General features: G+C 72.2%; 19 protein-coding genes and 2 pseudogenes. 13 read left to right on the top strand and 8 right to left on the bottom strand.

The features are described 5' to 3' along the window. Position 1 precedes the first annotated feature (1 nt). Positions 2-1,951, bottom strand: a complete 1,950-nt coding sequence (locus BBH68_RS16960; RefSeq protein ID WP_065963276.1) for a hypothetical protein — start codon at positions 1,949-1,951, stop codon at positions 2-4. A 250-nt stretch (positions 1,952-2,201) separates the two neighbouring features. Beyond that, positions 2,202-4,599 (bottom strand): annotated as a pseudogene (locus tag BBH68_RS16955) (D-alanyl-D-alanine carboxypeptidase family protein). 259 nt (positions 4,600-4,858) lie between these two features. On the opposite strand from BBH68_RS16955, the gene BBH68_RS16950 reads away from it, so the two are divergent. From BBH68_RS16950 to BBH68_RS16940, 3 genes are all read left to right on the top strand, one after another. After that, the gene (locus BBH68_RS16950) at positions 4,859-5,605 is read left to right on the top strand and encodes a GOLPH3/VPS74 family protein (RefSeq protein ID WP_065963275.1); all 747 of its coding nucleotides are present in this window, start codon (positions 4,859-4,861) and stop codon (positions 5,603-5,605) included. 336 nt (positions 5,606-5,941) lie between these two features. After that, positions 5,942-6,814, top strand: a complete 873-nt coding sequence (locus tag BBH68_RS16945) for a helix-turn-helix domain-containing protein (protein ID WP_076970835.1) — start codon at positions 5,942-5,944, stop codon at positions 6,812-6,814. A 183-nt stretch (positions 6,815-6,997) separates the two neighbouring features. Further along, positions 6,998-7,207 carry a DUF397 domain-containing protein gene (locus BBH68_RS16940; RefSeq protein WP_065963270.1) on the top strand — a complete coding sequence of 70 codons (210 nt, stop codon included), beginning with the start codon at positions 6,998-7,000 and terminating at the stop codon, positions 7,205-7,207. Positions 7,208-7,324: 117 nt separating this feature from the next. Here BBH68_RS16940 and BBH68_RS16935 read toward each other — a convergent pair. After that, a pseudogene (locus BBH68_RS16935) lies at positions 7,325-8,103 on the bottom strand (hypothetical protein). Positions 8,104-8,311: 208 nt separating this feature from the next. Between BBH68_RS16935 and BBH68_RS16930 the strand changes: the two are divergent. The 3 genes from BBH68_RS16930 to BBH68_RS16920 all read left to right on the top strand — a co-directional run bounded on the left by BBH68_RS16930 (position 8,312) and on the right by BBH68_RS16920 (position 12,397). Then, positions 8,312-9,493 carry an aminotransferase-like domain-containing protein gene (locus tag BBH68_RS16930; protein WP_065963269.1) on the top strand — a complete coding sequence of 394 codons (1,182 nt, stop codon included), beginning with the start codon at positions 8,312-8,314 and terminating at the stop codon, positions 9,491-9,493. 121 nt (positions 9,494-9,614) lie between these two features. Continuing rightward, positions 9,615-10,397 carry an SDR family oxidoreductase gene (locus BBH68_RS16925; protein ID WP_065963266.1) on the top strand — a complete coding sequence of 261 codons (783 nt, stop codon included), beginning with the start codon at positions 9,615-9,617 and terminating at the stop codon, positions 10,395-10,397. 428 nt (positions 10,398-10,825) lie between these two features. Further along, entirely contained in the window at positions 10,826-12,397 is a 1,572-nt protein-coding gene (locus BBH68_RS16920; protein WP_065963265.1) for a sodium:solute symporter family protein, read from the top strand. A 79-nt stretch (positions 12,398-12,476) separates the two neighbouring features. On the opposite strand, the gene BBH68_RS16915 is transcribed toward BBH68_RS16920, so the two are convergent. Then, on the bottom strand, positions 12,477-12,995 hold the full coding sequence (locus tag BBH68_RS16915) for an anthrone oxygenase family protein (RefSeq protein ID WP_065963263.1): 519 nt from the start codon (positions 12,993-12,995) through the stop codon (positions 12,477-12,479). 103 nt (positions 12,996-13,098) lie between these two features. Next, positions 13,099-13,539 carry a nuclear transport factor 2 family protein gene (locus tag BBH68_RS16910; protein WP_065963262.1) on the bottom strand — a complete coding sequence of 147 codons (441 nt, stop codon included), beginning with the start codon at positions 13,537-13,539 and terminating at the stop codon, positions 13,099-13,101. Positions 13,540-13,804: 265 nt separating this feature from the next. Between BBH68_RS16910 and BBH68_RS16905 the strand changes: the two genes are divergently transcribed. Then, a complete protein-coding gene (locus BBH68_RS16905; RefSeq protein ID WP_425428818.1) occupies positions 13,805-15,139 on the top strand; it encodes a glycosyltransferase 87 family protein in 1,335 nt (444 codons plus the stop codon). 39 nt (positions 15,140-15,178) lie between these two features. Here BBH68_RS16905 and BBH68_RS16900 read toward each other — a convergent pair whose 3' ends face one another. Further along, complete coding sequence (locus BBH68_RS16900; RefSeq protein WP_065963261.1) at positions 15,179-16,339, bottom strand: ADP-ribosylglycohydrolase family protein; 1,161 nt, start codon at positions 16,337-16,339, stop codon at positions 15,179-15,181. Positions 16,340-16,499: 160 nt separating this feature from the next. Then, the gene (locus tag BBH68_RS16895; protein WP_076970838.1) at positions 16,500-17,384 is read right to left on the bottom strand and encodes an NAD(P)-dependent oxidoreductase; all 885 of its coding nucleotides are present in this window, start codon (positions 17,382-17,384) and stop codon (positions 16,500-16,502) included. 184 nt (positions 17,385-17,568) lie between these two features. Between BBH68_RS16895 and BBH68_RS16890 the strand changes: the two genes are divergently transcribed. The 6 genes from BBH68_RS16890 (at position 17,569) to BBH68_RS16865 (ending at position 22,137) form a co-directional block, all read left to right on the top strand. Next, positions 17,569-18,309, top strand: coding sequence for a Clp protease N-terminal domain-containing protein (locus BBH68_RS16890; RefSeq protein ID WP_065963254.1), 741 nt, complete (start codon positions 17,569-17,571; stop codon positions 18,307-18,309). A gap of 40 nt (positions 18,310-18,349) precedes the next feature. After that, on the top strand, positions 18,350-18,946 hold the full coding sequence (locus BBH68_RS16885) for a TetR/AcrR family transcriptional regulator (RefSeq protein WP_065963252.1): 597 nt from the start codon (positions 18,350-18,352) through the stop codon (positions 18,944-18,946). A gap of 118 nt (positions 18,947-19,064) precedes the next feature. Then, complete coding sequence (locus BBH68_RS16880; protein WP_065963251.1) at positions 19,065-20,273, top strand: MFS transporter; 1,209 nt, start codon at positions 19,065-19,067, stop codon at positions 20,271-20,273. Positions 20,274-20,303: 30 nt separating this feature from the next. Further along, entirely contained in the window at positions 20,304-20,588 is a 285-nt protein-coding gene (locus BBH68_RS16875; RefSeq protein ID WP_065963250.1) for a hypothetical protein, read from the top strand. After that, a complete protein-coding gene (locus BBH68_RS16870) occupies positions 20,585-21,295 on the top strand; it encodes a type 1 glutamine amidotransferase (RefSeq protein WP_065963248.1) in 711 nt (236 codons plus the stop codon). The genes BBH68_RS16875 and BBH68_RS16870 overlap by 4 nt, the downstream gene beginning before the upstream one ends. A gap of 113 nt (positions 21,296-21,408) precedes the next feature. Then, positions 21,409-22,137, top strand: coding sequence for an SDR family oxidoreductase (locus BBH68_RS16865; protein WP_065963247.1), 729 nt, complete (start codon positions 21,409-21,411; stop codon positions 22,135-22,137). A 15-nt stretch (positions 22,138-22,152) separates the two neighbouring features. On the opposite strand, the gene BBH68_RS16860 is transcribed toward BBH68_RS16865, so the two are convergent. After that, entirely contained in the window at positions 22,153-24,756 is a 2,604-nt protein-coding gene (locus BBH68_RS16860) for a bifunctional FO biosynthesis protein CofGH (protein ID WP_065963245.1), read from the bottom strand. Positions 24,757-24,863 lie beyond the last annotated feature (107 nt).

The following is a 24,863-nucleotide window of genomic DNA, read 5'->3' as shown; positions in this document are numbered from 1 at the left end:
CTTACGGGGCCATCTCCTCCGGGCAGGGCGTGCCGCGCGGCAGGTCGTACTTGCCCGCTATCCGGTAGGTGCCCGGGTGCGGGGCGTGCAGCACGGTCCACTCGTCCTCCGGCTCCCCCTCCTTGCTCGGCTCGAAGACCTGCTTGGTCAGGCAGCCGTGCCGGTTGACCGGCAGCAGGCCGTCCCCCTCCGCCTCCGGCGCCTTGATCCGGTGGCCCTTGGCGTCCACCAGGCCCAGCCACGGCGAGTACGGGATGCGGATGAGTACCGGACCCTTGGCGCGCACCTTCAGCACCAGCTTGTCCGCGCCGGCCCGTTCCACCGTCGCCGGCGGGTCGGCGATCGGGGTGGGGTCCTTGACCTCGTACAGCTTCCAGTTGTCGTCGCCCCACACCTCGCGCAGATACGGCAGGCCCTTGGAGATCAGCTCGGCCTCCAGCCGCGCGGCGTGGTCCGGCTCGTCGGCCGGCAGCACCACGAAGTGCACGGCCATGCGCTTGAGCCAGGCATGGTAGTCGTCCGCGCTGAGCGTTTCCTGGTAGAAGAGCGGGTTGCGCTCCATGTCCGCCTGCCGGGTCCAGCCCCGGGCCAGGTTGACGTAGCGGGGGAGCGCCGAGGACTCGCGGTGGCTGCGCACCGGCACCACCTCGACCCGGCCCCGGTCGGCCTCCACCCGCTGCAGGTGGTGGACCAGCGGCGCCAGCTCGCGCGCCCAGGACGCCGAGGGGGTGGTGTGGATGACGTCGTCGCCCGTCTTCACGCCCTGCCACACCGTGACCGTCACCAGGGACAGCACCAGCGCCGTCCACGCCCGCCCCCGGCCCGTGGTGAGCCACTTGGCGCGCGGCGGCACCCGGCGGGAGGTCAGCACCGCGAGCAGCGCCACCCCGCCGAAGATCATGCCGAGGCGCTGGATGTTGGTGCCGATCTGGGACGGGATCAGCCACGTCAGCACCACGCCGATCACATACAGCGCCGCGCCCACCCGGACGGTGCGCCAGCCCTTCGGCGCGAACAGGAAGACGGCGAGACCGCTGATGCCCGGCAGGATCGTCGAAGGCCAGCTCATCGGCTGCTCGCCGGAGAACGGGAACAGCCAGGCCGACAGCCCGACCACGACCACCGGCGTGATGCCCAGCGCGTACGAGGCGGGGTGGCGGCGGGTCAGCCACAGCGCGGCGGCCACGATCCCGACGAACAGCCCGGCGACCGGGCTGGACATGGTCGCGAGGGCGGCCAGCAGCGCGGCCAGCAGCGCCCGGGCGATCCTGTGGTGCCAGCGCCGGGAACGCCACTTGGTGGGCCAGGCGAAGATGACCGCCACGGCGCCGAGGCCGAACATCGCGCCGAGCCCGAAGGTCACCCGGCCCGAGATCGCGTTGCAGACCAGCGCGAACGCGCCGTACATCGCGGGCCACAGCGGCCGCCGTACCACACGGCTGCGGCACAGCAGCAGCGCGAGCAGCCCGGCCGACAGCGTGCCCGCGATCATCATCGTCGTCCGCACACCGAGGACCGCCATCAAATATGGCGAGATAACGCTGTACGAGACCGGGTGCATCCCGCCGTACCAGGCGAGGTTGTACGCCGAGTCGGGATGCTGCAGGGCGAACTCCGCCCACGCGTCCTGCGCGGCCAGATCGCCGCCGCTGTTGGCCAGCAGCGCCACCCACACCACATGCAGCAGCGCGGCGACGGTCAGGGCGGCGGGCACGGGATGGCGCATGAAGCGCCACAGCCGCCGGACCCGCCCCTCCGCCGGCCGGGGCTCGTCGGCTCCGGGCTCCGCCGGCGCCCGACCGGCGTCCTCGGCGGGGCTCGCGCCCGGTGTGCCCTCCGCGGCGTCCGCGCCCTCGGCGGGCCAGCGCTGCGAGGGCAGTCGTATTCGCGCCGCGGTGTTCTCCTCGGAACTCCCGCTGTTGTCGGCCCGTGTCGGATCCACGGTGGTCACTGCGGCTCTCCCCGTCTTCCCCCGGAGGTCTGCCCCCATGCTCCATCAATCCTGTACCGATTCCCCCCGGTTCGCTCCAGGGGACCGGGACCGGGGGCGCAGGCGACGCTAGCACGCGAAGGCCCCCAAAAGGCCTTCAGGGACAGGCGGTGGGGTGTGGTGTGGACAACTTGCTACAGACGGCCGAGCGGTCCCCCGGCGCGCGAGGCGCCGGGGGCCGCCGGACCGGTCACGGTGTCTCCCGGCCGGATCAGGCGATCCGGGTCAGCTTGGCGCCGAACGACGGCTCGGACAGATCGTTCTGCAACGCCACCGGCACCTTCACCTCACCCGGGCCGCTGCCCACGGTCAGCTCGCCGACGACCGTGCCCGCCTTCGCCGAGTGCGGCACCGTCTTGCCGCCGTCGGTCAGCTTCAGCTCGACCTCCAGGCCGCCCCAGCCGATCGCCGTCAGGTTCTTGGTCGCCACGACCGGCGTGGTACCGCCGAGCCCGTCGTCCACATGGCCGACGACCTCGCCCTTCTTCACCACCGTGGCGGAGGTGAGGCCGTCCTGCACGGCGGTGATCAGCTTGTAGCTGTTCTCCTGCACCAGGTCCAGGCTGTTCTGCAGGATGCCGGGGGCCCGCTGCTCCAGGACGACGCCGAGGATCCGCTGCTTCTTGCCGTCGACGGTCTTCTCCGCGCCCCACATCAGCGCACCGCCGGCCGGGGTGCTCGAACCGGTCTTGATGCCGATCACGCCGGGCTTCACCAGCAGATTGTTGTTGTTGTAGATCGTGTTCTTGAGACCGGGGATCTTGACGTTGGGCGTCGCCACGACCGCCCGGAACGCCTCGCTCTGCATCACCGCCCTGGCCAGCTTGAGCTGGTCGGACGCGGTGCTCTTGGTGGTCGCCACGAAGCCGCTGGGGTCGGTGTAGACCGTGTTCTTCATCCCCAGGTCCTTGGCGGCGTCGTTCATCTTCTTCACGAACGCCTTCTCCGACCCCGCCTCCCAGCGGGCGAGCAGCCGGGCGATGTTGTTGCCGGACGGGATGAGGAGCATCTCCAGCATCTGACGCTCGGTGTAGGTCTGCCCCTCCTTCACCGCGACCCGCGACTCGTCCTCGGACCCGGCCTCCTTGTCCGCCTGGGCGTCGATCCGGATGGACGGGCCCTTCTGGGACACCTTGAGCGGGTGGCTCTTGAGGACGACGTACGCCGTCATCACCTTCGTGACGCTGGCGATCGGCACGGGCTTCTGCGCCCCGGAGGTGCCCAGGCTGCCCACGCCCTCCACCTCGACCGCCGACTGCCCCTGATCCGGCCAGGGCAGCGACAGCTTGGCGCCGTCGAAGCGGTAGACGCTCTCGGCGGCGAGCGTCAGCGACGGCTCCGGCAGCGGCCGCACCGCCTGCACCACGCCCAGCACGATGAGGAGGAGCACCGCGATCGGCGTCCAGATCTTGATCCGCCGCACGGCCGTCCGCAGCGGCGTCTCCGGCGGCGGCGGGGTGTTGGTGAGCTGCGCCAGCAGGTCGAGCGGCGCCGGCTGGCCGGCGGGCGGCAGCGGCTGCTGTTTCGTACGCTCCGACTCGGGCAGCGGCTGCTGCGCGGTCCGCTCCGGGTCCGGCAGCGCGGGCGGCGCGGCCGGGCGGGCCGGCGGGCGCGCGGGCGGGGCGTCGTCCGAGCGCAGCGGTACGAAGCGGCTGGTGCGCTCGGAGGGGCGCTCGGCGTCGGCGGTCTTCCCGCCGGCCGACGGCGCGCCGGGCTTCTCCACCGGCTCGGCCGCCGCGCTCCCGGCGGCCTTGGCGGCGGTCTCGGCGGCGGCCTTGGCCGCCGCCGTGTCGGCCGCCTTGTCCGCTGCCTTGTCGGCCGTCTTGGCGGCCGTCTTGGCGGCCGTCGCGTCGGCGGGCTTGGCTGCCGCCTTGTCCGCTGTCTTGGCGACCGACTTGTCGGCGGGCTCGTCGTCGGCCTGCTTGTCATCGGCAGGCTTGCCGTCGGTGGGCTTGCCGTCGATGGGCTTGGCTTGGCTTGGCTTGCCGTCGGCGGCCGTCGGCGGGCTTGCCGTCGGTGGGGAGCGGGAGCGCCTTGATGACCCGCGTCGGCTGGTCGACACCCGTGCCGACGGCAGACCCGTCGCGCCCTTCGCCCTTTTCGCCAGCCTTGACCGAATCGCCGGATTCGCGAGACTCACCGGGCTCTTCGGATTCGTCCGCCTTTTGGGCCCACCGCGGAGTGTCCTTCTGCCGCAGCACCCCGAACGCGGCCGTGGCCCGGTCCACGGGCCCGTCCGAATCCTCGCCGTCCGCCCCGGGCTCGCGAGCGGGCTCGCGCTTCAGGGTGCGGAAGACCGCCGTACGCCGGTCCACGGGCTCGGCCGACTCCTCGTCCTCCGAACCGTCACCCTTCGACCCTTCGCCCGACTTGTCAGTCTTGCCGGATTCGGCACCCTCGACCGCGTCATCGGATTCGGATTCGCTTTCGCTAACCCCCGACTCCGCCACTGCCTTCGCCTCAGAGCCGTCATCCGCCACGGCGACCGCCGACCCGCCGCTCGCGGTCTCACCTTCCCGCAAGACCGCGAGCCGTGGATCGCGCTCGCCGCGAGTCGTCTCCCCCGACGACTTCCGCTGCTCCGACTTGTCGGGGGACTCGCCCGCCACCGATGCCTCCTCGTAATACGTTGCACGGGACGCGTGCCGCCTGCCGGCCTCACGTCCCGCCGCCCCAACCATCTACCAGTGTCCTGTGTGCCCGGAGTGCCGCCGCGCCACGGCGCCTCGACAGAGTGCCTTCAGGGGGCCGCCCACCCGCTAGACGAGAAAGACATACCTATCGGTTCCCTCTCAAACCCCCCACGCACTCTCGACAGACCAATGTGAGAGGGGTCACCCTGTCATTCATCCACGCGGGGAGGCATGGATGGGCAGGAGCCGCAGAACAATTCCGGAGGAGCTTCTGCTGCTCGCCTTGGACCCGACCACGGGCACCACGGCGCAGCCGCAGTCGCTCGACCTCGGTCTTGCCGGAGCGCAGCTAGTGGAGCTGGCTCTGGCCGGACGGATAGCCCCTGACGGGGATCGTATCGCCGTGGTGCTGCCACGGCCGACCGGAGATCCGACACTGGACTCCGCGCTGGAGCTGCTGCGCCGCCGCGGCAGCCCGGTCCGCGCGGTCCACTGGATCGGCGGGCCCCGACTGGGGCTGCGCCAGACGTACCTCACCCATCTGGAGCGCTGCGGCATGGTGCATGCCGTGGAGGGCCAGATGTGCGGGGTACTGCCGACCACTCGCTACCAGGCGACGGACACGGCGATCAGCCGGGAGATCAGGGCCCGGCTGGACAGCGCGATCCGCACCGGCGTGCCGCCGGACCCGCGGACCGCGGCGCTCGCCGCCCTGGCCCACGCGGTCGGGCTCGGCAAGCACCTGTATCCCGGGAACGAGGGGCGTTCCTCGCGCTCCAGGCTCCGGGATCTGATCAGGCACGACCCCATGGGCGGACTCGTGGCGCACGCCGTCATGGACGTGCAGAACGGTGTCGCGGCGCAGCCACGGCGCGCACCGGCCACCGGACGCCAGCCGGGGGCACGGGCCGCGGTTCCCGCGTCCGGCGTTCCCGCACAGCCGTCCCGCCGCGGCAGCATGGCCCGCGTCGGAGCGCGCTGAGCACACCCGCACCCGCTCCACCCGACCGACCGCACCACACAGTCCCCACCGACCCGGTTCGGGAGCCGCCCGACGCGGGGCGGTGGACCGGCCCGTCTCCTTCGAGGACCGGCCGGCCCACCGCCCCGCGCGCTCGTTCTCCCGCGCCCCGGGCGGCCGTTCGGGACTCCCCGGCCGCCCCTGCGGTCCCGGCCCTTCGGTCCGCGGTCCGCCCGCATGCGTCGGGTGTGCCCCGAGAGGCACCCTGTGCGGCCATTTCCCAGCGCGGCGCCGACCGGTAGTGGCAGGCTGCTGAACAGCATGAATCAGCAGTACGAAGCCGGAGGTGCACGTCCCGTGACATCGAACGTCGGCCCCACGGTCAGGCGACGCCGATTGGGCCAGGAACTCCGCAGGCTCCGCCAGGAGAAGGGCATGACGGCGGAGGAGGTGGCGGAGGAGCTGATGGTCTCCCAGTCGAAGATCAGCAGGCTGGAGAACGGCCGCCGCAGCATCAGCCAGCGCGACGTACGCGACCTGTGCCGCACCTACAAGGTCGAGGACAAGGCGCTGGTCGATTCCCTCATGCAAATGGCCAAGGAGTCGCGCCAGCAGGGCTGGTGGAACGCCTTCGGCGACGTCCCGTACAGCGTCTACATCGGCTTCGAGACGGACGCGGCCTCGCTGCGCGTCTATGAACCGCAGGTGCTGCCGGGCCTGTTGCAGACCCCGGAGTACGCCGAGGCGGTGATCAGCGGGGCGCTGCCGGAGGCCCCGCAGGAGCAGATCGCCCAGCGGGTCCAGGTCCGGCTCAGGCGGCAGGAGCGGATCACCGACCCGGCCGCGCCGCTGCGGCTGTGGGCCGTGGTGGACGAGGCGGCGATGCGCCGGGTGGTCGGCAGCCCGAAGATCATGAGCGAGCAGCTGGAGTACCTGGTCCGGATGAGCCATGAGCCGCATGTGACCGTGCAGGCGCTGCCGTTCGAGATGGGCTCCCACCCGGGGATGAGCGGGCAGTTCACCATCCTGGAGTTCTCGGATGAGTCCGACACCAGCGTCGTCTATCTGGAGGGGGTGACCAGCGACCTCTATCTCGAGAAGCACACCGATGTGCAGAGCTACAGCATGATGTACGAACACCTGCGGGCCCAGGCGCTGAACGTGGACCAGAGCCGTCAGTTCATCACCGAGGTGGCCCGGGAGCACGCGCGCCGGCACGAGCAGGGTTGACCCCAGCGCTGAATGGACACAAAAAGCCCGGACCCTACACCTCCGCACCCCGGCACGGAAGGGGCCAGTGGAATATGCCATCCGGTCGAGTGAACGACCGGCTTTCCCGACGATGTTGACGAGTAACGTCGGTCTCGCCTCCAAACGGGGTGCATCTCATCAACAAAACGTATCGGAGCAGAAGTGTCCATTCAGCAAGGAAAGACGAGTATGTGGATGAAATCCTCGTACTCCGCGGGAAATGGCGCCTGTGTCGAGGTCGCCTCCCCCGTCGTCGACGAGGTGGCCGTGCGTGACTCCAAGGACCCCCACGGCCCGATCCTCAGCTTCGCCCCGGGTTCGTGGTCGGCCTTCGTCTCCGATGTCCGCGGCGGGGCCCTCGACCGCGGCTGAACTCCACCGCCCGCCCTTCGCATCGAGCCCTCTCGTCCGGCCGCCGTCCCAGCCGAGAGGGCTCGTCGCCGTCTTACGGGGCGCGGGGCACGGGGGCCGGGCGCGGGGCTCGCGGCCTCATCGCAGCTCGTCGACGTAACGGTCGGTGCCGGGAATCGTCGGGATGAACGGCGCGACCAGCTCGACCCGGCCCAGGCCCGAGCGGGCCACGTCCTCGTCGAGCCCGGTGAAGCGCTCCTCCCAGCAGTCACGCGGATCCCGCTGGAGGAACCACAGCAGCGTGAGCCGGGTGTCGACCCCCTCCACCTGCTTGACGTAGGACATCCGGTCCAGGGGCAGCGGCGTCGGCCGGAAGACGGTGACCATCGCGGCGGGCGAGCCCGCCAGGCGCTTCGGCAGATGTCGGGCCCGGAGCCATTCCAGCAGCTCGGCGCGGCGCTCGGGGCTCTCGGCGGCCACGACCTCCAGGACCAGACCGGCGTAGGGGTGGTCGAGCGCGTGGAAGTCGCGCGGCCCCGCCGCGCCGTCCCGGTAGACGGTCGCCTCGTGGTCCTGGAAGGCCGTGAAGACGTGCGTACGGTCCTGATAGACGCGGCCGTCCCGGTTGAGGCGCTTGTTGATGCCCACCGTCCACCGCATGTGCTCGGCGTAGCGCCCTCGGTGAGCCAGTAGACGGTGAGGTAGCAGCCCGCGGTGACCGGCTGGGCGACGGCGGATCGCTCCGGGTAGCGCAGCCGCCGCAGCTCGCGGGTGGCCACCCAGCGGCGGCCCGCGAAGATCCAGGGCATGGCCATGGCGCCCGCGATGAAGTGGTCGTCCTCGTACCAGCGGTTGTAGGCGTGTTCATGGCCCGGATGCGGTTCGACCATGGTGATCAGGGCGTGGCCCGGGCGCACCCCGTACGGGCCGACGGAGGCCAGCTCCGCGTACGCCGCCGCCCGCGTGTCCTCGCTCGCGTCGCTGCTCATGTCCTCCATGTGTAGCTGACGTAGCGTCAGATGGGGAGGGTCGCGACCGCATCGCGGACAAACCGGTTGCCGTCTGCACTGATCTCTCTAGGCTGCGGAGGACAGCGGAACACGCCCGTACCTGCGAAGGAGTCCCATGCGCGCCGCCCTCCCCGACCTCGCCGCCCGCGCCGCCTCGGTCGCCGGCTCCCCGGTGCGCGACATCCTCGCGCTCACCGCCCGCCCCGAGGTGATCTCCTTCGCCGGCGGGCTGCCGGCGGCCGAGCTCTTCGACGCGGAGGCGATACGGGCGGCCTTCGACCGGGTCCTCGCCGAGTCCCCGCGCGAGGCCCTGCAGTACTCGACGACCGAGGGCGACCCCGGACTGCGCGCCGCGACCGCGGCCCGCCTCACCGCCCGCGGCCTGCCGACCGGCCCCGACGAGCTGCTCGTCACCGGCGGCTCGCAGCAGGCCCTGACCCTGCTGGCGACGGCGCTGCTCGAGCCCGGCGACGTGGTGCTGGTCGAGAACCCCACCTATCTGGCCGCGCTGCAGTGCTTCTCCTTCGCCGGCGCGCGCATCGTGTCCGTGCCCAGCGACGAGGACGGGCTCGACCCGACCGCGCTCGACGCGCTCGTCGAGCGGGAGCGGCCGAAGCTCCTCTACACCATCCCGACCTTCCAGAACCCCACCGGGCGCACCCTGCCCGCCGAGCGGCGCCGCGCGGTCGCCGAGATCGCGGAGCGGCGCGGGCTGTGGATCGTCGAGGACGACCCGTACGGCGAGCTGCGCTTCGCGGGCGAGCCGGTGCCCTGGATCGCGAGCCACCCGGAGGCCGCGGACCGCACCGTGCTGCTGGGCAGCTACTCCAAGATCATGGCGCCCGGCCTCCGGCTCGGCTGGCTCCGCGCCCCGGGGGCGCTCCGCCGCGCCTGCGTCATCGCCAAGCAGGCGGCCGACCTCCACACCCCGACGGTCACCCAGATGGCCGCCGCGCGCTATCTGGCGGACACCGACCTCGACGCCCACCTCGCCCGCGTCCGCGACGCCTACGGCGAGCGCCGCGACGCCCTGCTCGCGGGCCTCGGCGACGCCCTCCCCGAGGGCTCCCGGTGGAACCGCCCCGAGGGCGGCATGTTCGTGTGGGCCGCCCTGCCCGACGGCTACGACGCGACCGAGCGGCTGCGGGTGGCCGTCGAGCACGACGTGGCCTACGTCCCGGGCGCGCCGTTCTTCGCCGCCGCCCCGGACCCGGCCGCGATGCGGCTGTCGTTCGTGACCCACACGCCGGACGAGATCGAGGAGGGGCTGCGCCGCCTGGCGAAGGCCCTCCGCTAGGGGTGTCTCGTGCTGCGCGGGTATGGCCTTCTCGGGGTGCGCGGCCTAGCCTGACGGCCCCGATCTGACGTGACGTCAGATCAGGGCCGTCGGCCGTCGTGATCACCAGGGGAGGCGCCCCATGCTGCTGCGCGGCAAGACCGTCATCGTCTCGGGGGTCGGCCCCGGCCTCGGCCTGCGGGTCGCGGCGGCGTGTGTGCGGGACGGCGGGAACGCCGTGCTGGGGGCCCGTACGGAGGAGCAGCTGGCGAAGGCCGCCGCCGAGGCCGACCCCGGGGGCGGGCACACCGCATGGCGGGCGACCGACATCGCCGACGAGGGGCAGTGCGAGGCGCTCGCCGCGCTCGCGGTCGAGCGCTTCGGCGGGATCGACGCGGTCATCCACGTGGCCGCGCTGGACAGCTACATGGGCGGCCTGGAGGACGCCGACTTCGCCTCCTGGAGCCGGGTCGTCGACACCAATCTGTTCGGGACGCTCCGCATGACCCGGGCCTGCCTGCCCGCGCTCAAGCGCCACGGGGGCTCGGTGGTGATGATCGGCACGCAGTCGTCGGTCGCCGCCCCCACCCAGGTGCGGCAGGCCGCGTACGCCGCGTCCAAGGGCGCGCTGGTCTCCGCGATGTACTCGCTCGCGCGCGAGCTGGGCCCGCACCGGATCCGGGTGAACACCGTGCAGCCCGGCTGGATGTGGGGTCCGCCGGTGCAGGCGTACGTCGCGTTCGCCGCGGACTCGGAGGGCGTACCGGAGGCCGAGGTGCTGGCCCGGCTCGCCGACCGGATGGCGCTGCCCGAGCTGGCGACGGACGGGGATGTGGCGGAGGCCGCGGTGTTCCTGGCCTCCGACCGGGCGCGGGCGATTACCGGCCAGTCGTTGCTGGTCAACGCCGGTGAGCTGATGCGGTGACGCGGTGGCACTGTGACGCTGTGACGCGGTGGCACTGTGACGCGGTGACGCTGTGACGCGAGGGTTCACACAGGGGTCTTGCAGAGGGATTGCACGGGGGTTGCGCCCTCCTTCTCCGGCCTGACGGGATCCCGCTCCCGTACGGCCCGTCCGTTGGTGCGGTCGAGCGTGGGCGTGCGTCTGGCGAAGTGCCCGCTCATGGTGGGTTCGCGGACGCGTGCACGACAACCGCCGGGAAGGTCAAGAACAAGCAAAATCGTTCTGCGCTCTGATTTTCGTTCACATTCATGACTGGAAGTCTCTTGACCGTCCACCCGAACAAGCGGTTCAATCCCGGAAGTACCCCGCTCCCGCTCGGGGGAATCCGCCCATGACGAACGTCGCGGCGAAGTGCGGTCCCGTTCATAAGACGGACCCCTGGAGGGGGCATGAACAGTCTCGACTGGGCCGTACTCATCGGCTACTTCGGCGTGATGGTCGCCATCGGCGTCTGGTCCCACAAGCGGGTGGACAACGTCAGCGACTTCTTCACCGCCGGCGGCAAGATGCCCTGGTGGCTCTCCGGCATCTCCCACCACATGTCCGGCTACAGCGCGGTCATGTTCACCGGCTACGCGGCCATCGCCTATCAATGGGGCATCACGTCCTACGTGACCTGGTCGTTCCCGATCGCCATCGGCATCGCCATCGGCGCCAACCTCTTCGCGCCCCGGCTCAACCGGGTGCGCAGCAAGCTGCGCGTGGCCTCCCCGCTCGAATACCTCAAGAACCGCTACAACCTGCCCACCCAGCAGGCGCTGGCCTGGTCCGGGGTGCTGCTGAAGATCGTCGACGTGGGCGCCAAGTGGGCCGCCATCGCCACGCTGCTGTCCGTCTTCACCGGCGTCTCCCTCAACCAGGGCATCCTGATCACCGGCGCGGTCACCGCCGTGTACTGCACGGTCGGCGGGCTGTGGGCCGACGCGCTCACCGAACTCGGCCAGTTCATCATCCAGTTCGTGGCCGGCATCGCCATGCTGATCGCCGTGCTCAACGAGCTGGACGGCGTCAGCACGCTGTGGAGCGCCTGGGACGACCTGCCGGACACCCACACGGAGCCGACCGTCGGCCCGTACACGATGACCTTCCTGCTCGCTTATCTGTTCATCAAGACCTTTGAATACAACGGTGGCATGTGGAACCAGGCCCAGCGCTACATGGCCACCGACAGCGCCCGCTCCGCCAAGCGCTCCGCCCGGCTGTCCGCCGCCCTGTGGCTGGTGTGGCCGCTGGTGCTGTTCTTCCCCATGTGGGTGGCGCCGCTGGTGGTCGAGACGGACAAGCCCGCCGACTCGTACGCGCTGATGGCCGAGCAACTGCTGCCGCACGGCCTTCTCGGCCTGGTCATCGTCGGCTTCTTCTCCCACACCATGGCCATGTGCTCCTCGGACGCCAACGCCATCGCGGCCGTCGTCACCCGCGACATCATGCCCGCGATCTTCAAGCAGGTCCGGCAGTGGAGCTCCCGCACCGGGCTGATCGCGGCCCGCTGGGCCACGCTGCTCTTCCTCGGCCTGTCCATGGCCATCGCCACCCAGGTCAACTCGGACTTCTTCGGGGACATCATCACCGTGGTGATCAAGTGGGTCGCCGGGCTCATGGGCCCGATCGCGATCCCGCTGATGCTCGGGCTGCTGCGCCCGTTCCGCACGTCGGGCCCGACGGCGGCGCTGGTCAGCTGGGCGCTGGGGCTGCTCGCCTTCTACCTGGTCAACTACCCCATCAACGAGGCGATCGACGGGGGCGTGAACCTGGAGTACCAGGTCTCCATCCCGCTCGCGGTCTCGCTCGTGCTCTTCGTCGTGATCGGTTACCTCAAGCCGGAGGACACCCCGGAGCGCGACGCCATCCTCGACTCGCTCAACTCGGACGACGACGGCCCGGGTCCGGCCGGCGCCGCGCTGCCGGTGCCGGAGCAGGGCGCGGCCGACAGTCGTCCGGTCGCCGGGGCGACGGACTGACGCTCCGTGGACCGACGCTTCGTGGATTGACGCTTCATGGACCGGCGCACGGCCGGGGGGCGCCGCGGGCCGGGATCGCTCATCCCACCCCGCGGTGCCCCCGCGCGCTCACCACCAGGGCCCCGACCAGCAGGCCGAACGCCGCCGTGGAGGTGACCGCCCGGACCGCGTTCCAGCGCACCCACCGGTCCTCGAACCGCTCGCGCACCGCCGACAGATCGGTGATCCGGTCCGGGTGACCGGCGGCCGCCAGCGCGTCGTTCAGCGGCACATTGACCCGGAAGGTGATGACCAGCATCACCACATACAGCGCGGCCGCCGCCACGATCCACGGCAGCGCGGGCCGCCCCTCGCCACGCAGATGCAGCACGGCGGCCCCCACGGACAGCAGCAGCGCGCCGACGAAGACCAGGGCGAACCAGCCGTTGAGGATCGCCACGTTGATCCGCTGCATCGCGTCGACGAAGGTACGGTCGTCGGCCCGCCCCAGGCCGGGCATCACGGAGCAGGCGTATCCGTAGAACAGGCCCGCGCTCAGGCCGGTGGCCACGGTGGCGGCGATCAGTACGGGGGTCTGCAGGGCGTGGTTGTTCGTCATGCCCTCCAGCCAACCGCCGGACGGCGAGACGGGCCATGGTCGAAAGGATCGCTCGCATAAGCGAGCGTCCAACCCGCCGCCCGGGCGCTGTCGGTGCCGGGCCCTAAGAACGAGGCGCGCAGGCCGCGGCGAACATCCGGCTGTCCTCGTAGACGCGGTAGCGGGTGATCAGCCCGTCCTCGACGGTCACCCGCACCGCGAACGGCGACCAGTAGCGCCTGCCCGTGGCGCGTACGGTGCCGGCCAGGGTGCCCGTCACCACGGCCTCGGCCCCCTCCACCACGATCGCGTCGACCGTGTTCCCGTCCGGGTCCGGGATCAGGGACTCGCCCAGCTCGCGGAAGTGGGCGACGGCGTCGGCGCGGGTGGCGCGGGGGCGGATCCAGGGGACGTCCGGGTTCTCGGCGATCAGCCAGTCGACCCGCTCGGCGAACAGCTCGCGGAGGCCCTCCACATCACCGGTCGCCATCCGGGTCAGGAACTCCTGGATGGTGGCGCGGGTGCGCTCGGTGGTCGTGGCGGCGGCGGTGGCGGTCTCGGCCATGTCGGTCCCCTTCGGTGCTCGTCCCGCGCTGTGCGGTGCTGCGCTGTGCACGATGCTCGCGCGGCGCGGGAGGGACGTCGATTACCGGCGAGGTAATGCCCTCACCGGCCGGCGGGGCACGGTGAGGAGGTGAGGGGGTGCGGGACCCACGCCCCTCTTCCGTACGGATCTTGTGTACGTACTATCGTCGGCCGTCCGTATCGTCCCCGTCGACCGCCGCCGCACCGTGGACCTGGAGCTTCTCCCCGTGACCGCGAAACCGACGATCACCGACTCCCGTGCGCGCGGGGCCTGCGCCGCGCTTCTCCGCCACCCCACCCGCTACGCGGCCGTGTTCTGCCTGCTCTCCTTCACGGGCTTCTGGATCGCCCAGCGCGCGGCCCATGTGTCCATGGTCGATCTGCTGGTGTACCGCGCGGAGGGCTGGACCGTGCGCAACGCCATGGACCTGTACGAAATGCGGGCCACCGTGCACAACCTGCCCAACACCTATCCCCCCTTCGCCTCGCTCCTCTTCACCCCGCTGACCTTCCTGGACACCGGGGTCATGCGGACCTTCGCCACCGCGCTCAACCTCGCCCTGCTGGTCGCGCTGGTCCACCTGGCGCTGCGCCTGATCGGCCGCCCGCGCGTGGTGCCCCGGGCGGCCGCCGTGCTGTCCCTGGCCGGGCTCGGCGTGTGGTGCGAGCCGGTGTGGACGACGCTGCGCTACGGGCAGATCAACCTGCTGGTCACCGCCCTGGTGCTGTGGGACCTGACCCGGCGGCCCGGCCGCCGCGGCCACCACTGGGCCGGCGCCGGCACCGGCGTCGCGGCAGGCATCAAGATCACCCCGGCGCTCTTCCTCGCCTTCCTCGCGCTGGCCGGGCTGGTCGAGGCCCTGCGGCGGCCGCGGTCCGCGGGGCGCTTCCGCAACGAGCACCTGCGCCGCGCGGCGGTGGGCACCGGGGCGTTCCTCGCCACCGCCGTCCTGGCCGGCCTGGCGCTGCCGCACGACTCGCACCGCTACTGGACCGAGATCCTGTTCGCGACCGACCGGCCCGGCGATGTCGAGGGCGCGGGCAACCAGAACCTGCGCGGCGTCCTCGCCCGGCTCCTGCACACCCCCGACCCGGGCGGGTGGTGGCTCGCCGCGGCCGCCCTGGTCGCCTGCGCCGGCCTGGCCACCGCGGTCGCCGCCCAGCTCGCGGAGGGCCGGCTGCCCGGAAACCGGGCGTGGGCGGCCGTCGCCTGCGGCGTCACCGCGCTCATGGTCAGCCCCGTCTCCTGGTCCCACCACTGGGTGTGGGCCGTGCCCATGGTGCTGCTGCTGGGCGCCGAGGCGCTGCGCCGCCGCACCGCGCCATGGCGGTGCCTCACGGCGGTGACCGCCCTGCTGTTCTGCTCGTACATGATGTGGTACGTGCCCCACGACCGGCCGAGCCGGGTGGAGCTGCACCAGAACGCCGGTCAGATGCTGCTCACCGCCGTCTACCCGATCATCGGCGCCGTCTTCCTGGCCGTCGCCGGGCGGCTGACCGTACGCGCCCTGCGCACCCCGCCGCCGCACCCTCCCGCCGACGCCCCGCGGCGCACGGAGCCGAGCTACGCGCGGGGGTAGCGGCGGCGGTGCGCGTGGGGGTGGCGACGCGGCGGCGGGCTACGCGCGGGGGTAGCGGGCCAGCCAGGCGGGGGCGGAGGCCGCCGGGCCGTGCAGGGCCGGGCCCTGCGTCATCTCCATCGCGAAGTCGTCGGCCAGCTCCAGGATCGTGCCGCGCCCCTCCAGCTCCGCCAGCCAGGCCGGCGGCAGCGCGGTCTCGCCGTGCAGCGCGCCCAGGATGTTGCCGCACACCGCCCCGGTGGAGTCGCTGTCCCCGCCGTGGTTGACGGCGAGCAGCAGGCCGTGGCGTACGTCCTCGGCGACCAGCGCGCAGTACAGCCCGATGGCCAGGGCCTCTTCGCCGGTCCAGCCCTCCCCCAGGGACGCCACCCGCTCGGGCGTGGGCAGCCCCTGCCGTACGGCTCCCAGCGCGTGCCGCAGCGCGTCGGTGGTCTCCTCGTGGCCGGGCCGGGTGGCCAGATGGGCCAGCGCCCGCTGCACCGCGCCGTCCAGCGCCTCGCCGCGCGCGAGCCCGTGCACGATCAGGGCGAAGGCCCCGGCCGACAGATAGCCGGTGGGGTGCCCGTGGGTCTGGGCGGCGCACTCGATGGCCAGCTGGAACACCAGCTGCGGCTCCCAGCCCACCAGCAGCCCGAAGGGCGCCGAGCGCATGACCGCGCCGCACCCCTTGGAGTCGGGGTTCTTGGGGCTCTCCAGGGTGCCCATGGTCTCGTCGGCCAGCCCGGTCAGACAGGCCCGGCCGGGCGCGCGCTGGGCGTACAGCCACTCCTCGCGGGCCAGCCAGCCCGCGTCCTGCCGGCGCTCGTCGGGCCCCCAGTCGCGCTGGGTGGCGTACCAGCGGCGGTGGGCGGCGTGGATGTCAGTGGGCGGGTGCCAGGCCCCGGTGTCGCGCCGCACCTGGGCGCGTATCAGCCCGTCCACGGTGAACAGCGTCATCTGGGTGTCGTCCGTGACGCGGCCGCGCCGCCCGTACGCCGGGACGAAGTCCGTCACTCCCTCGGGGCCGTGCTCCGCCCGGATGTCGGCGAGCGAGGAGAACTCGACCGCCGCGCCCAGGGCGTCGCCGATGGCGCCGCCGAGCAGGCAGCCGCGCACCCGGCTGCGGAAGTCCTGCTGCTCGGCGCGGCCCCACACGCCGGTCGCCGCACTCGCGGTTGCCGTCACGACCTTGCCCCTTTCCTTCGATGCACGCACCGCCATTGGACTGGCTTTGCACTGTAATGGACACCGAAAGATCGCCTTCTGCCCGGCGATGATTGTGAAGGCGTCGACACGGGGGGCTCCCCGGAGCGCCTCATTCCGGGGCGTCTCGTTCCGGGGGCCTCCCGTTCTCGGGGCGTCTCGTTCTCGGGCCCTCTCGCTAGCCGATCGCCCTCCTGATGACCTCGGTGACGGCCGCGAAGCCGTCCCCGCCCCGGCCGTCCGCGATCGCGCGCCCCATCAGGGCTCGGACGGCCGCGATCGGGCCGGTGTCGAGGTTCCGGCTCTCGCTCGCCTCCACGATGTGGTCGACCCCCACCGCCTCCATCGTCAGATTGCCCAGATCCCCGGGATAGCTGCCGGTGTCGATTCCGTGCGCGACCTGATCCGCCATTCCGGGCAGCAGCGCGAAGAATTGCTTGATGTACGGCAGGAATTCCTCCGCCGTGACACCGTCCGCGCCCACCATCGTGAGGGAATGGACCATGGCCGCCATGCTGGAATAGAAGACGTTGAGCAGGGCCAGGTCGTAGAGCGGCGCGATCCCGTGATCCGCGCCGAGATACCGGCCGTTGCCGCCCAGCGCCTTCAGCGTCGCCTCGTGCGCCTCGTACGCGGTCCGCGACCCGCTGTAGAGGAGCAGGGCCTGCGGCGAGCCGATGACCGGGGTCGGCACCATGATCGCCCCGTCGAGGTAGTCGATGCCGTGCTCCGCCGCCCACACGGCGGCCTCGCGGGCCCGCTCGGGGGTGTCCGAGGTGAGGTTGACCAGCGTCCGCCCCGCCAACTCCGCGGCCGGCGGGTCGAGGATCGCCTGGCTCACCTGGTAGTCCACGACGCACACGATCACGAGATCGCCCGCCTTCACCGCCTCGGCGGGCGTCCCCGCCCGTACCGCGCCGCGTGCGACGAGGGCGTCGGCCTTCCGCGCGGTCCGGTTCCACACGGTCGTGGGATGGCCTGCCGCCAGAAAAGCCCCGGCCAGTGCCTGACCCATCGCGCCCAGCCCGATCACCGTCACCGGCGCCCGGTTTTCGCCTGCCATGACAGCACCACCTGTTTCCTGCTCGGAATCCATGACAAAACGCCCTGCGCGCCGGGCTCTCCTCGATCCTGTGGCCCGCCGGCCCCCGGCTCAAGTACGCACAAATAAGTGCGTACTTACCCCCGGGTCGGCGAGCGTCAACCTCGGGTTGACGCCCTCAGGGGCGTCAACCTAGGGTTGCCTCATGACGAATCCAGTCGGCATGACGGTCCCCGTCCGCCTCGACGAACTGATCGATGCCATCAAGAAGGTCCACTCCCAACCCCTCGACCAGCTCTCCGACGCGGTCATCGCCGCAGACCACCTCGGCGAGGTGGCCGACCACCTGATCGGCCACTTCGTCGACCAGGCGCGCCGCTCGGGCGCCTCCTGGAGCGAAATCGGCAAGAGCATGGGCGTCACCCGGCAGGCGGCCCAGAAGCGCTTCGTCCCCAAGGACCCCGGCGAGCCCTCCGCGCTCGACCCGAGCCAGGGCTTCGGCCGCTACACCCCCCGCGCCAAGAACGTCGTCATGGCCGCCATGAACGAGGCCCAGGCCGCCCGCAACCCCGAGATCCGCCCCGAGCACCTGCTGCTCGGCCTGCTCGTCGAGCCCGAGGGCCTCGCCGCGAAGGCCATCACCGCGCAGGACGTCCTGCTGGACACCGTCCGCCAGGCCGCCACCGCGGCCCTTCCGCCCGCGGCTGACCAGGTCCCCGACCTCATCCCGTACGACGCGGCCGCCCGCAAGGTGCTGGAACTCACCTTCCGCGAGGCCCTGCGGCTCGGTCACAACTACATCGGGACGGAGCACGTCCTGCTCGCCCTCCTGGAGTTCGAGGACGGCTCGGGCGTCCTGGCCGGGCTCGGCATCGACAAGGCGGCCACCGAGGCGAAGCTCGCCGAAACCCTGGCCGCCGCAGTGGGGCCCCTCACCCGCGAGTGAAGTATTGAACTGACCGATCCGAAACTGCTACGGTCACACCATGGCCCGACCGAGGATGTTCGACGAGGAGCGGGCCCTGGACGCGGCGATGCGCACGTTCTGGGAGAAGGGATACGAGTCCACCTCCACCCAGGACCTGTGCGAGGCCACCGGGCTGGGGCGCAGCAGCATCTACAACACGTTCAAGAGCAAGCACGACCTGTTCGAGCGCGCCCTGGCCCGGTACATCGACACCATGACCACGGCTCAACTGGCCATCCTGGAGGACCCGGAGCGGTCGGGCGCCGACCGTGTCCGGGCCCTGCTCGCCACGATCGTCGACAACGAGACCGAGTACCGCTCCGGCGGCCGCAGCCTGGGCTGTCTGACCGTGAACACCACGGTGGAGCTGGCCGGGCGCGACGCCAGGGCGGCGGGGCTGCTGGAGCGTGACACGTCCCGCCGGCTGGCGGCCCTCCGCGCGGTGATCGAGCAGGGCAGGCGCGACGGGAGCATCACCTCCACACGGGACGCGGGCGCGCTGGCCCGCTTCATCAACGCGACGATCGGCGGCATGCGCGTGTCCAGCCAGGGCGGCGCGGACCGGGCCACCCTGGAGGCGATCGCCGAGGTCGTCATGGACGCCCTGACCCACTGATCCCCCGCCGCCGCGGCCCCATTGCCGCACCCCCGCACCGCCTCACCGCCTCACGGCGGCGCCTTTTCACGCCCGCGTTTTGAACTGATCAATACATAACTCTCGAAGGAGTTCGACCGTGCCTCGTGCCGTGTACGTCCTGGCGCTCGGCATCTTCGCGATGGTGACCAGCGAGTTCGTGGTCGCCGGGCTGATGCCGCAGATGGCCGACGGGCTGGACGCCACCATCCCCCAGATCGGGTACCTGATCACCGCGTTCGCGGTGGCCATGGCGGCCGGCGGGCCGTTCCTGACCGTGGCGGTGATGAAACTGCCGCCCCGGACCGCGCTGATGGTGCTGTTCGCCGTCTTCCTGGCCGGCAACGTGCTGGCCGCCACCGCGACCGGCTACCCCGTCATGATGGCCGCCCGGATCGTCACCGGCATCGCCTCCCAGGCCTTCTTCGGCGTCGGGATCTCACTGTGCGCCCAGCTCACCCGCCCCGAGGTGCGCGGCCGGGCGATCGCCGTCGCCATGAACGGCCTCATGCTCGGCACCCTGCTCGGCCTGCCCCTGTCCACCCTGGTCGGCGAGCGGTTCGGCTGGCGCGCGGCCTTCTGGACCATCTCCGCGCTCACCCTGGTCGCCGCCGTGGCCACCCTGGCCGGCGTGGAGCGTCTGGAGCGCGCCCGGGCCGGGGGCGGCTTCCGCGAGGAGCTCGGCGTCTTCAAGAACCCCCGGCTGTGGCTGGCGCTGTCCACCAGCACCCTCATCATCGGCGCCACCTTCGCCGCGTTCAGCTACTTCAACCCGATCCTCACCCAACTCACCGGCTTCTCCACCGGCACCGTCCCCGTCCTGCTGATCGCCTACGGCGCCGCCACCGTCGTCGGCAACACCGTCGTCGGCCGCTTCGCCGACCGCCACACCGTCCCCGTGCTCACCCTCGGCCTCGTGCTCAACCTGCTCTTCCTCACCGGCTTCGCCCTCTTCGCCGACCTGCCCGCCCCCGCGGTCGTCTGCATGATGGGCATCGGCCTGGTCGGCGTCACCATGAACCCGGCCATGGCCACCCGCGTCCAGCGCACCGGCAACGCGGGCCCGCTGGTCAACACGGTCCACTCCTCCTTCATCACCCTCGGCATCATCCTCGCCTCCTCCCTGGGCGCCGTCGTCATCGACGCCTGGGGCCTGCGCGCCCCGCTCTGGCTCGGCGCCGCCATGGCCGTCCTCGGCCTGGCCACCGTCCTCCCCGACCTCACCCGCCGCCCCGCCCCCGCGTCGGACGCCTCCCGCCCGGCGGAGGTTTCGGCGCCGGAGCCGGACTCGGCCCCAATACGCTCCTGACGGGCGGCGGGCAGGCGTATCGTTCCGGCCATGCGCTGCGGGATATGCGGGTCCGGCCGACTGAGTCCGGTCGGCGAGCTCACCTCGTCCGACTCGATGCAGAAGCGGCTGCGGCTGCGGTTCCCCCGCCTGGGGGCGTTCAAGTCACGGCCGACGTTCCACGCCGGTTTCGCGCGGGCCTGCCGGGACTGCGGGGCCCTGCTGCCGTTCCTCGGCGAGGAGGAGCGGCGGCGGCTGGACGCGGAGGCCGACGGTCTGGCCCCGGCCGAGGGCGCGCCGATCGACGCGGATTCCGAGGGCGGGGACGCGCGATGAACTCGCCCCGGGTGCTGATGGTCCGCAACTCCGAAGGCAGCGGGCCGGGCCGGCTGCTGCCGTGGCTGCGCGAGGAGGGGCTGGCCGTGGCGGAGCTGGCGGGCTCCGAGGCGCCCGACCGGCCGGCCGGGTACGACGCGGTCGTGCTGCTCGGGGGCGGGTTCCTGCCGGACGACGACGCGCATGCACCCTGGCTGCCCGCTCAGCGCGCCCTCACCCGCCGGGCCGTGGCGGAAGGGGTGCCGCTGCTCGGGATCTGTCTGGGGGCCCAGGTGCTGGCGCTGGCGGAGGGCGGCGCGGTGGAAGGTTCGTACGGGCGGCCGGAGCGCGGGTCGTGCGCCGTCGAGCTGCGCGGGGAGGCGGCGGGGGATCGGCTGCTGGCGGGGGTGGAGCGGCGGTTCCGCGCCATTCAGAACCACCGCGACCAGATCACCCGGCTTCCACCCGGCTCGGCCCACCTGGCGCGGAGCGAGGCGTGTCCGGTGCAGGCGTTCCGGGTCCGGGAGTGTGCCTGGGGCGTGCAGTTCCACCCCGAGGCCGGCGCGGACCGGCTCGACGGCTGGGACGAGGCGGCGCTGGCCGAGAAGGGTCTCGACCTGGCCGCCCTGCGCGCCGAGGCCCGGGCCGCGGAGCCGGCCGCGACGCACACCGCGCGCCAGCTGGCGGGCAACTTCGCCGCCGTCGTCCGCGACTGCTCCACCGACTAGCCGTACCACCGACCAGCCGTACCACTGGGTTGGTCGCGAGCGTGCCGCCCACGCGGGGGTAGAGATCGGCAGAGAGGACACATACCCGCACCTACCCCCATGAAAGGCGTGTCATGAAGTTCGCAGTCATCGGCGGCACCGGGCTGATCGGCTCGCAGGTCGTCAGGGATCTGAACGCCGCCGGCCACCAGGCCGTACCGCACGCGCTGTCCACCGGAGTCGACGTGATCAGCGGCCGGGGACTGGACGAGGCGGTGGCCGGAGCCGACGTCGTCGTCAACCTGACGAACTCCCCGACCTTCGACGAGGCCTCACCGGCGTTCTTCCGGACCTCGATGGACAACCTTCTGGCCGCGGCGCGGAAGGGCGGCGTCCGACACGTCGTCATCCTCTCCATCGTCGGCGCGGACCAGGTGCCGGAGCTGGACTACTACCGGGCCAAGGTGCTCCAGGAGGACATCCTCGCGGCCGGGCCGATCCCCTACTCGATCGTCCGCGCGACGCAGTTCATGGAGTTCATGGACGCCGTCCTGACCTGGACCGCCGACGACGGCACCGTCCGGCTGCCCGCCACGCCGATCCAGCCGATCGCCGCCAAGGACGTGGCGGCCGCGGTGGCGGAAGTCGCCGCCGGTCCCCCGCTGAACGGCATCCGCAACATCGGCGGGCCCGAGGTCTTCGCCCTGGACGAGCTGGGCCGGATCACCCTGGCGCACAAGGGTGACCCCCGCACCGTCGTCACCGACCCCACCGCCGGCATGTTCGCCGCCGTCAAGGGCGATGTCCTCACCGACCAGAACGCCCGGCTCGCCCCCACCCGCTACGCCGACTGGCTCTCCTGACCCGCGCGCGCCCGCTCAGTCGCCCAGCACCGGCAGCAGCTCCGGCAGGTGGCCGTCCGAGGCCAGGGCCGCCGCCTGGCGGTCGGCGGGGACCGGACCGTAGGTGGTGGTGCGGGGGCGGGCCGGGCGGCCCGCGGACTCGGCGATGGCGACGAGGTCCCGGACGGAGCGGTACGAGCCGTAGGAGGAGCCCGCCATGCGGGAGATGGTCTCCTCCATCAGGGTGCCGCCCAGGTCGTTGGCGCCGGAGCGGAGCATCTCGGCCGCGCCCTCCGCGCCCAGCTTCACCCAGCTGGTCTGGATGTTGGGGATGTGCGGGTGGAGCAGCAGGCGGGCCATGGCGGTGACGGCCCGGTTGTCGCGGGCGGTGGGGCCGGGGCGGGCGATGCCGGCGAGGTAGACCGGGGCGTTGGTGTGGATGAAGGGCAGGGTGACGAACTCGGTGAAGCCGCCGGTCTCCTGCTGGATGCGGGCGAGCAGCCGCAGATGGCCCAGCCAGTGGCGGGGCTGGTCCACATGGCCGTACATCATCGTGGAGGAGGACCGGATGCCCAGCTCGTGGGCGGTCTTGATGACCTCCACCCAGGTGGCGGTGGGCAGCTTGCCCTTGGTGAGGATCCAGCGCACCTCGTCGTCGAGGATCTCCGCCGCGGTGCCGGGGATCGTGTCGAGACCGGCCTCGCGGGCGGCGGTCAGCCACTCGCGGATGGACAGGCCGGTGCGGGTCGCGCCGTTGACCACCTCCATCGGGGAGAAGGCGTGGACGTGCATCCCCGGCACGCGCTCCTTCACGGCGCGCGCGATGTCGAAGTAGGCGGTGCCGGGCAGATCCGGGTGGATGCCGCCCTGCATGCACACCTCGACCGCGCCCACGTCCCAGGCCTGCTGGGCGCGGTCGGCCACCTGGGACAGCGACAGGCTGTAGGCGTCGGCGTCGGTGCGGCGCTGCGCGAAGGCGCAGAAGCGGCAGCCGGTGTAGCAGACGTTGGTGAAGTTGATGTTGCGGGTGACGATGTACGTCACGTCGTCGCCGACGGTGGCGCGGCGCAGGTCGTCGGCGATCCGGCAGAGCGCGTCGAGCGCCGGGCCCTCGGCGTGGAGGAGGGCCAGCGCCTCGGGGTCGGTCAGCCGGGTGGGGTCGTCGGCGGCGACGGACAGGGCGGCGCGGACGTCCGCGTCGATCCGGGACGGGGCCATGCCGGGCGCCGCCGCCTCGCGCAGCGCCTCCCAGTCGCCGTACACCTCGTCGAAGTCGTCGCGGCGGTCGCCCGTACGGCCCTCGGTGTCGATGGTGCGGTGCAGGTCGGTGCGGCCGGAGGCGGCGAAGCCCTCGTCGGGCTCCTGCCAGGGCAGGCCGGCGGGGGTGGCGTCCTCCCGGGCCAGGCCGGTGGCCGGGTCGGCGAGGGCGCTGACGTGGGGCAGCAGCCGGGGGTCGAGCCAGGGCTCGCCGCGCTGGACGAACTCGGGGTACACCGCGAGCCGCTCGCGCAGCCGGAAGCCGGCGGCGGCCGACTGCTCGGCGAGCTCGTCCACCTGCGGCCAGGGGCGCTCGGGGTTGACATGGTCGATGGTGAGCGGGGAGACGCCGCCCCAGTCGTCGATGCCCGCGCCGATGAGCCGCGCGTACTCCCCGTCTACCAGGTTCGGCGGCGCCTGGATGCAGGCGCCGGGGCCCAGGATGTGGCGGGCGACGGCGACGGTGGCGACCAGGTCGTCGAGCTGGGCGTCGGGCATGCCGCGCATCGCCGTGTCGGGCTTGGCGCGGAAGTTCTGGATGATGACTTCCTGGATGCCGTGGTAGGCGCGCGCCACGCGGCGCAGCGCGAACAGCGACTCCGCACGCTCCTCGTAGGTCTCCCCGATCCCGATCAGCAGCCCGCTGGTGAAGGGGACGGAGCTGCGCCCGGCGTCCTCCAGGACGCGCAGCCGCACGGCGGGCTCCTTGTCCGGGGAGCCGTAGTGCGGGCCGCCGGGCTCGCTCCACAGCCGCTCGGCGGTGGTCTCCAGCATCATGCCCATCGAGGGGGCGACGGGCTTGAGCCGCTGGAAGTCCGTCCAGGTCAAGGCGCCCGGGTTGAGGTGGGGCAGCAGCCCGGTCTCCTCCAGGATCCGGATGGAGATGGCCCGGACGTACGCGATGGTGTCGTCGTAACCCTCGGCCTCCAGCCACTCGCGCGCCTCGGGCCAGCGGTCCTCGGGCCGGTCCCCCAGGGTGATCAGCGCTTCCTTGCAGCCCAGTTCGGCCCCGCGCCGGGCGATGGCGAGGACCTCGTCCGGAGACATGAACATCCCGTGGCCGGCCCGGCGGAGCTTGCCGGGCACGGTGGCGAAGGTGCAGTAGTGGCACTTGTCCCGGCACAGGCGGGTCAGCGGGATGAAGACGCTGCGGGAGTACGTGATGACCCCCGGGCGGCCCGCGGCCTCGAGGCCGGCGTCGCGGACCCGGGCGGCGGAGGCCGTCAGGTCCGCGAGGTCCGCTCCGCGCGCCTGGAGCAGCACCGCCGCCTCGGTGGTGTCCAGCGCCACGCCGTCCCGGGCCCGTTTGAGCGCGCGGCGCATCGCCGTGGGGGTGGGGGCAGTCTGGGCGGACGGCTCGGATCCCTGCGCGCTGGTGGTCATCCTCCGAGCATACGAGGGGGGTCCGACACCGCCAGACCGGCTGGGCCAGCGGTTTTGTGGGTCTCCTCACGGCGGTTCAGCGCCCGGGCGGGAATACCGGGCGGGAA

Source organism: Streptomyces sparsogenes (assembly GCF_001704635.1).
GTDB classification, from domain to species: domain Bacteria; phylum Actinomycetota; class Actinomycetes; order Streptomycetales; family Streptomycetaceae; genus Streptomyces; species Streptomyces sparsogenes.
Note: the sequence above shows the minus strand (reverse complement) of the source record. Positions and strands in the feature narration are given on the sequence as shown.

Excerpts from the sequence above, each read along its gene's own strand:
- BBH68_RS16950 (WP_065963275.1), top strand. The coding sequence starts at position 4,859 with ATGGGCAGGAGCCGCAGAACAATTCCGGAGGAGCTTCTGCTGCTCGCC.
- BBH68_RS16930 (WP_065963269.1), top strand. The coding sequence starts at position 8,312 with ATGCGCGCCGCCCTCCCCGACCTCGCCGCCCGCGCCGCCTCGGTCGCC.
- BBH68_RS16925 (WP_065963266.1), top strand. The coding sequence starts at position 9,615 with ATGCTGCTGCGCGGCAAGACCGTCATCGTCTCGGGGGTCGGCCCCGGC.
- BBH68_RS16920 (WP_065963265.1), top strand. The coding sequence starts at position 10,826 with ATGAACAGTCTCGACTGGGCCGTACTCATCGGCTACTTCGGCGTGATG.
- BBH68_RS16915 (WP_065963263.1), bottom strand. The coding sequence starts at position 12,995 with ATGACGAACAACCACGCCCTGCAGACCCCCGTACTGATCGCCGCCACC.
- BBH68_RS16910 (WP_065963262.1), bottom strand. The coding sequence starts at position 13,539 with ATGGCCGAGACCGCCACCGCCGCCGCCACGACCACCGAGCGCACCCGC.
- BBH68_RS16900 (WP_065963261.1), bottom strand. The coding sequence starts at position 16,339 with ATGGCGGTGCGTGCATCGAAGGAAAGGGGCAAGGTCGTGACGGCAACC.
- BBH68_RS16895 (WP_076970838.1), bottom strand. The coding sequence starts at position 17,384 with ATGGCAGGCGAAAACCGGGCGCCGGTGACGGTGATCGGGCTGGGCGCG.
- BBH68_RS16890 (WP_065963254.1), top strand. The coding sequence starts at position 17,569 with ATGACGAATCCAGTCGGCATGACGGTCCCCGTCCGCCTCGACGAACTG.
- BBH68_RS16885 (WP_065963252.1), top strand. The coding sequence starts at position 18,350 with ATGGCCCGACCGAGGATGTTCGACGAGGAGCGGGCCCTGGACGCGGCG.
- BBH68_RS16875 (WP_065963250.1), top strand. The coding sequence starts at position 20,304 with ATGCGCTGCGGGATATGCGGGTCCGGCCGACTGAGTCCGGTCGGCGAG.
- BBH68_RS16870 (WP_065963248.1), top strand. The coding sequence starts at position 20,585 with ATGAACTCGCCCCGGGTGCTGATGGTCCGCAACTCCGAAGGCAGCGGG.
- BBH68_RS16865 (WP_065963247.1), top strand. The coding sequence starts at position 21,409 with ATGAAGTTCGCAGTCATCGGCGGCACCGGGCTGATCGGCTCGCAGGTC.
- BBH68_RS16860 (WP_065963245.1), bottom strand. The coding sequence starts at position 24,756 with ATGACCACCAGCGCGCAGGGATCCGAGCCGTCCGCCCAGACTGCCCCC.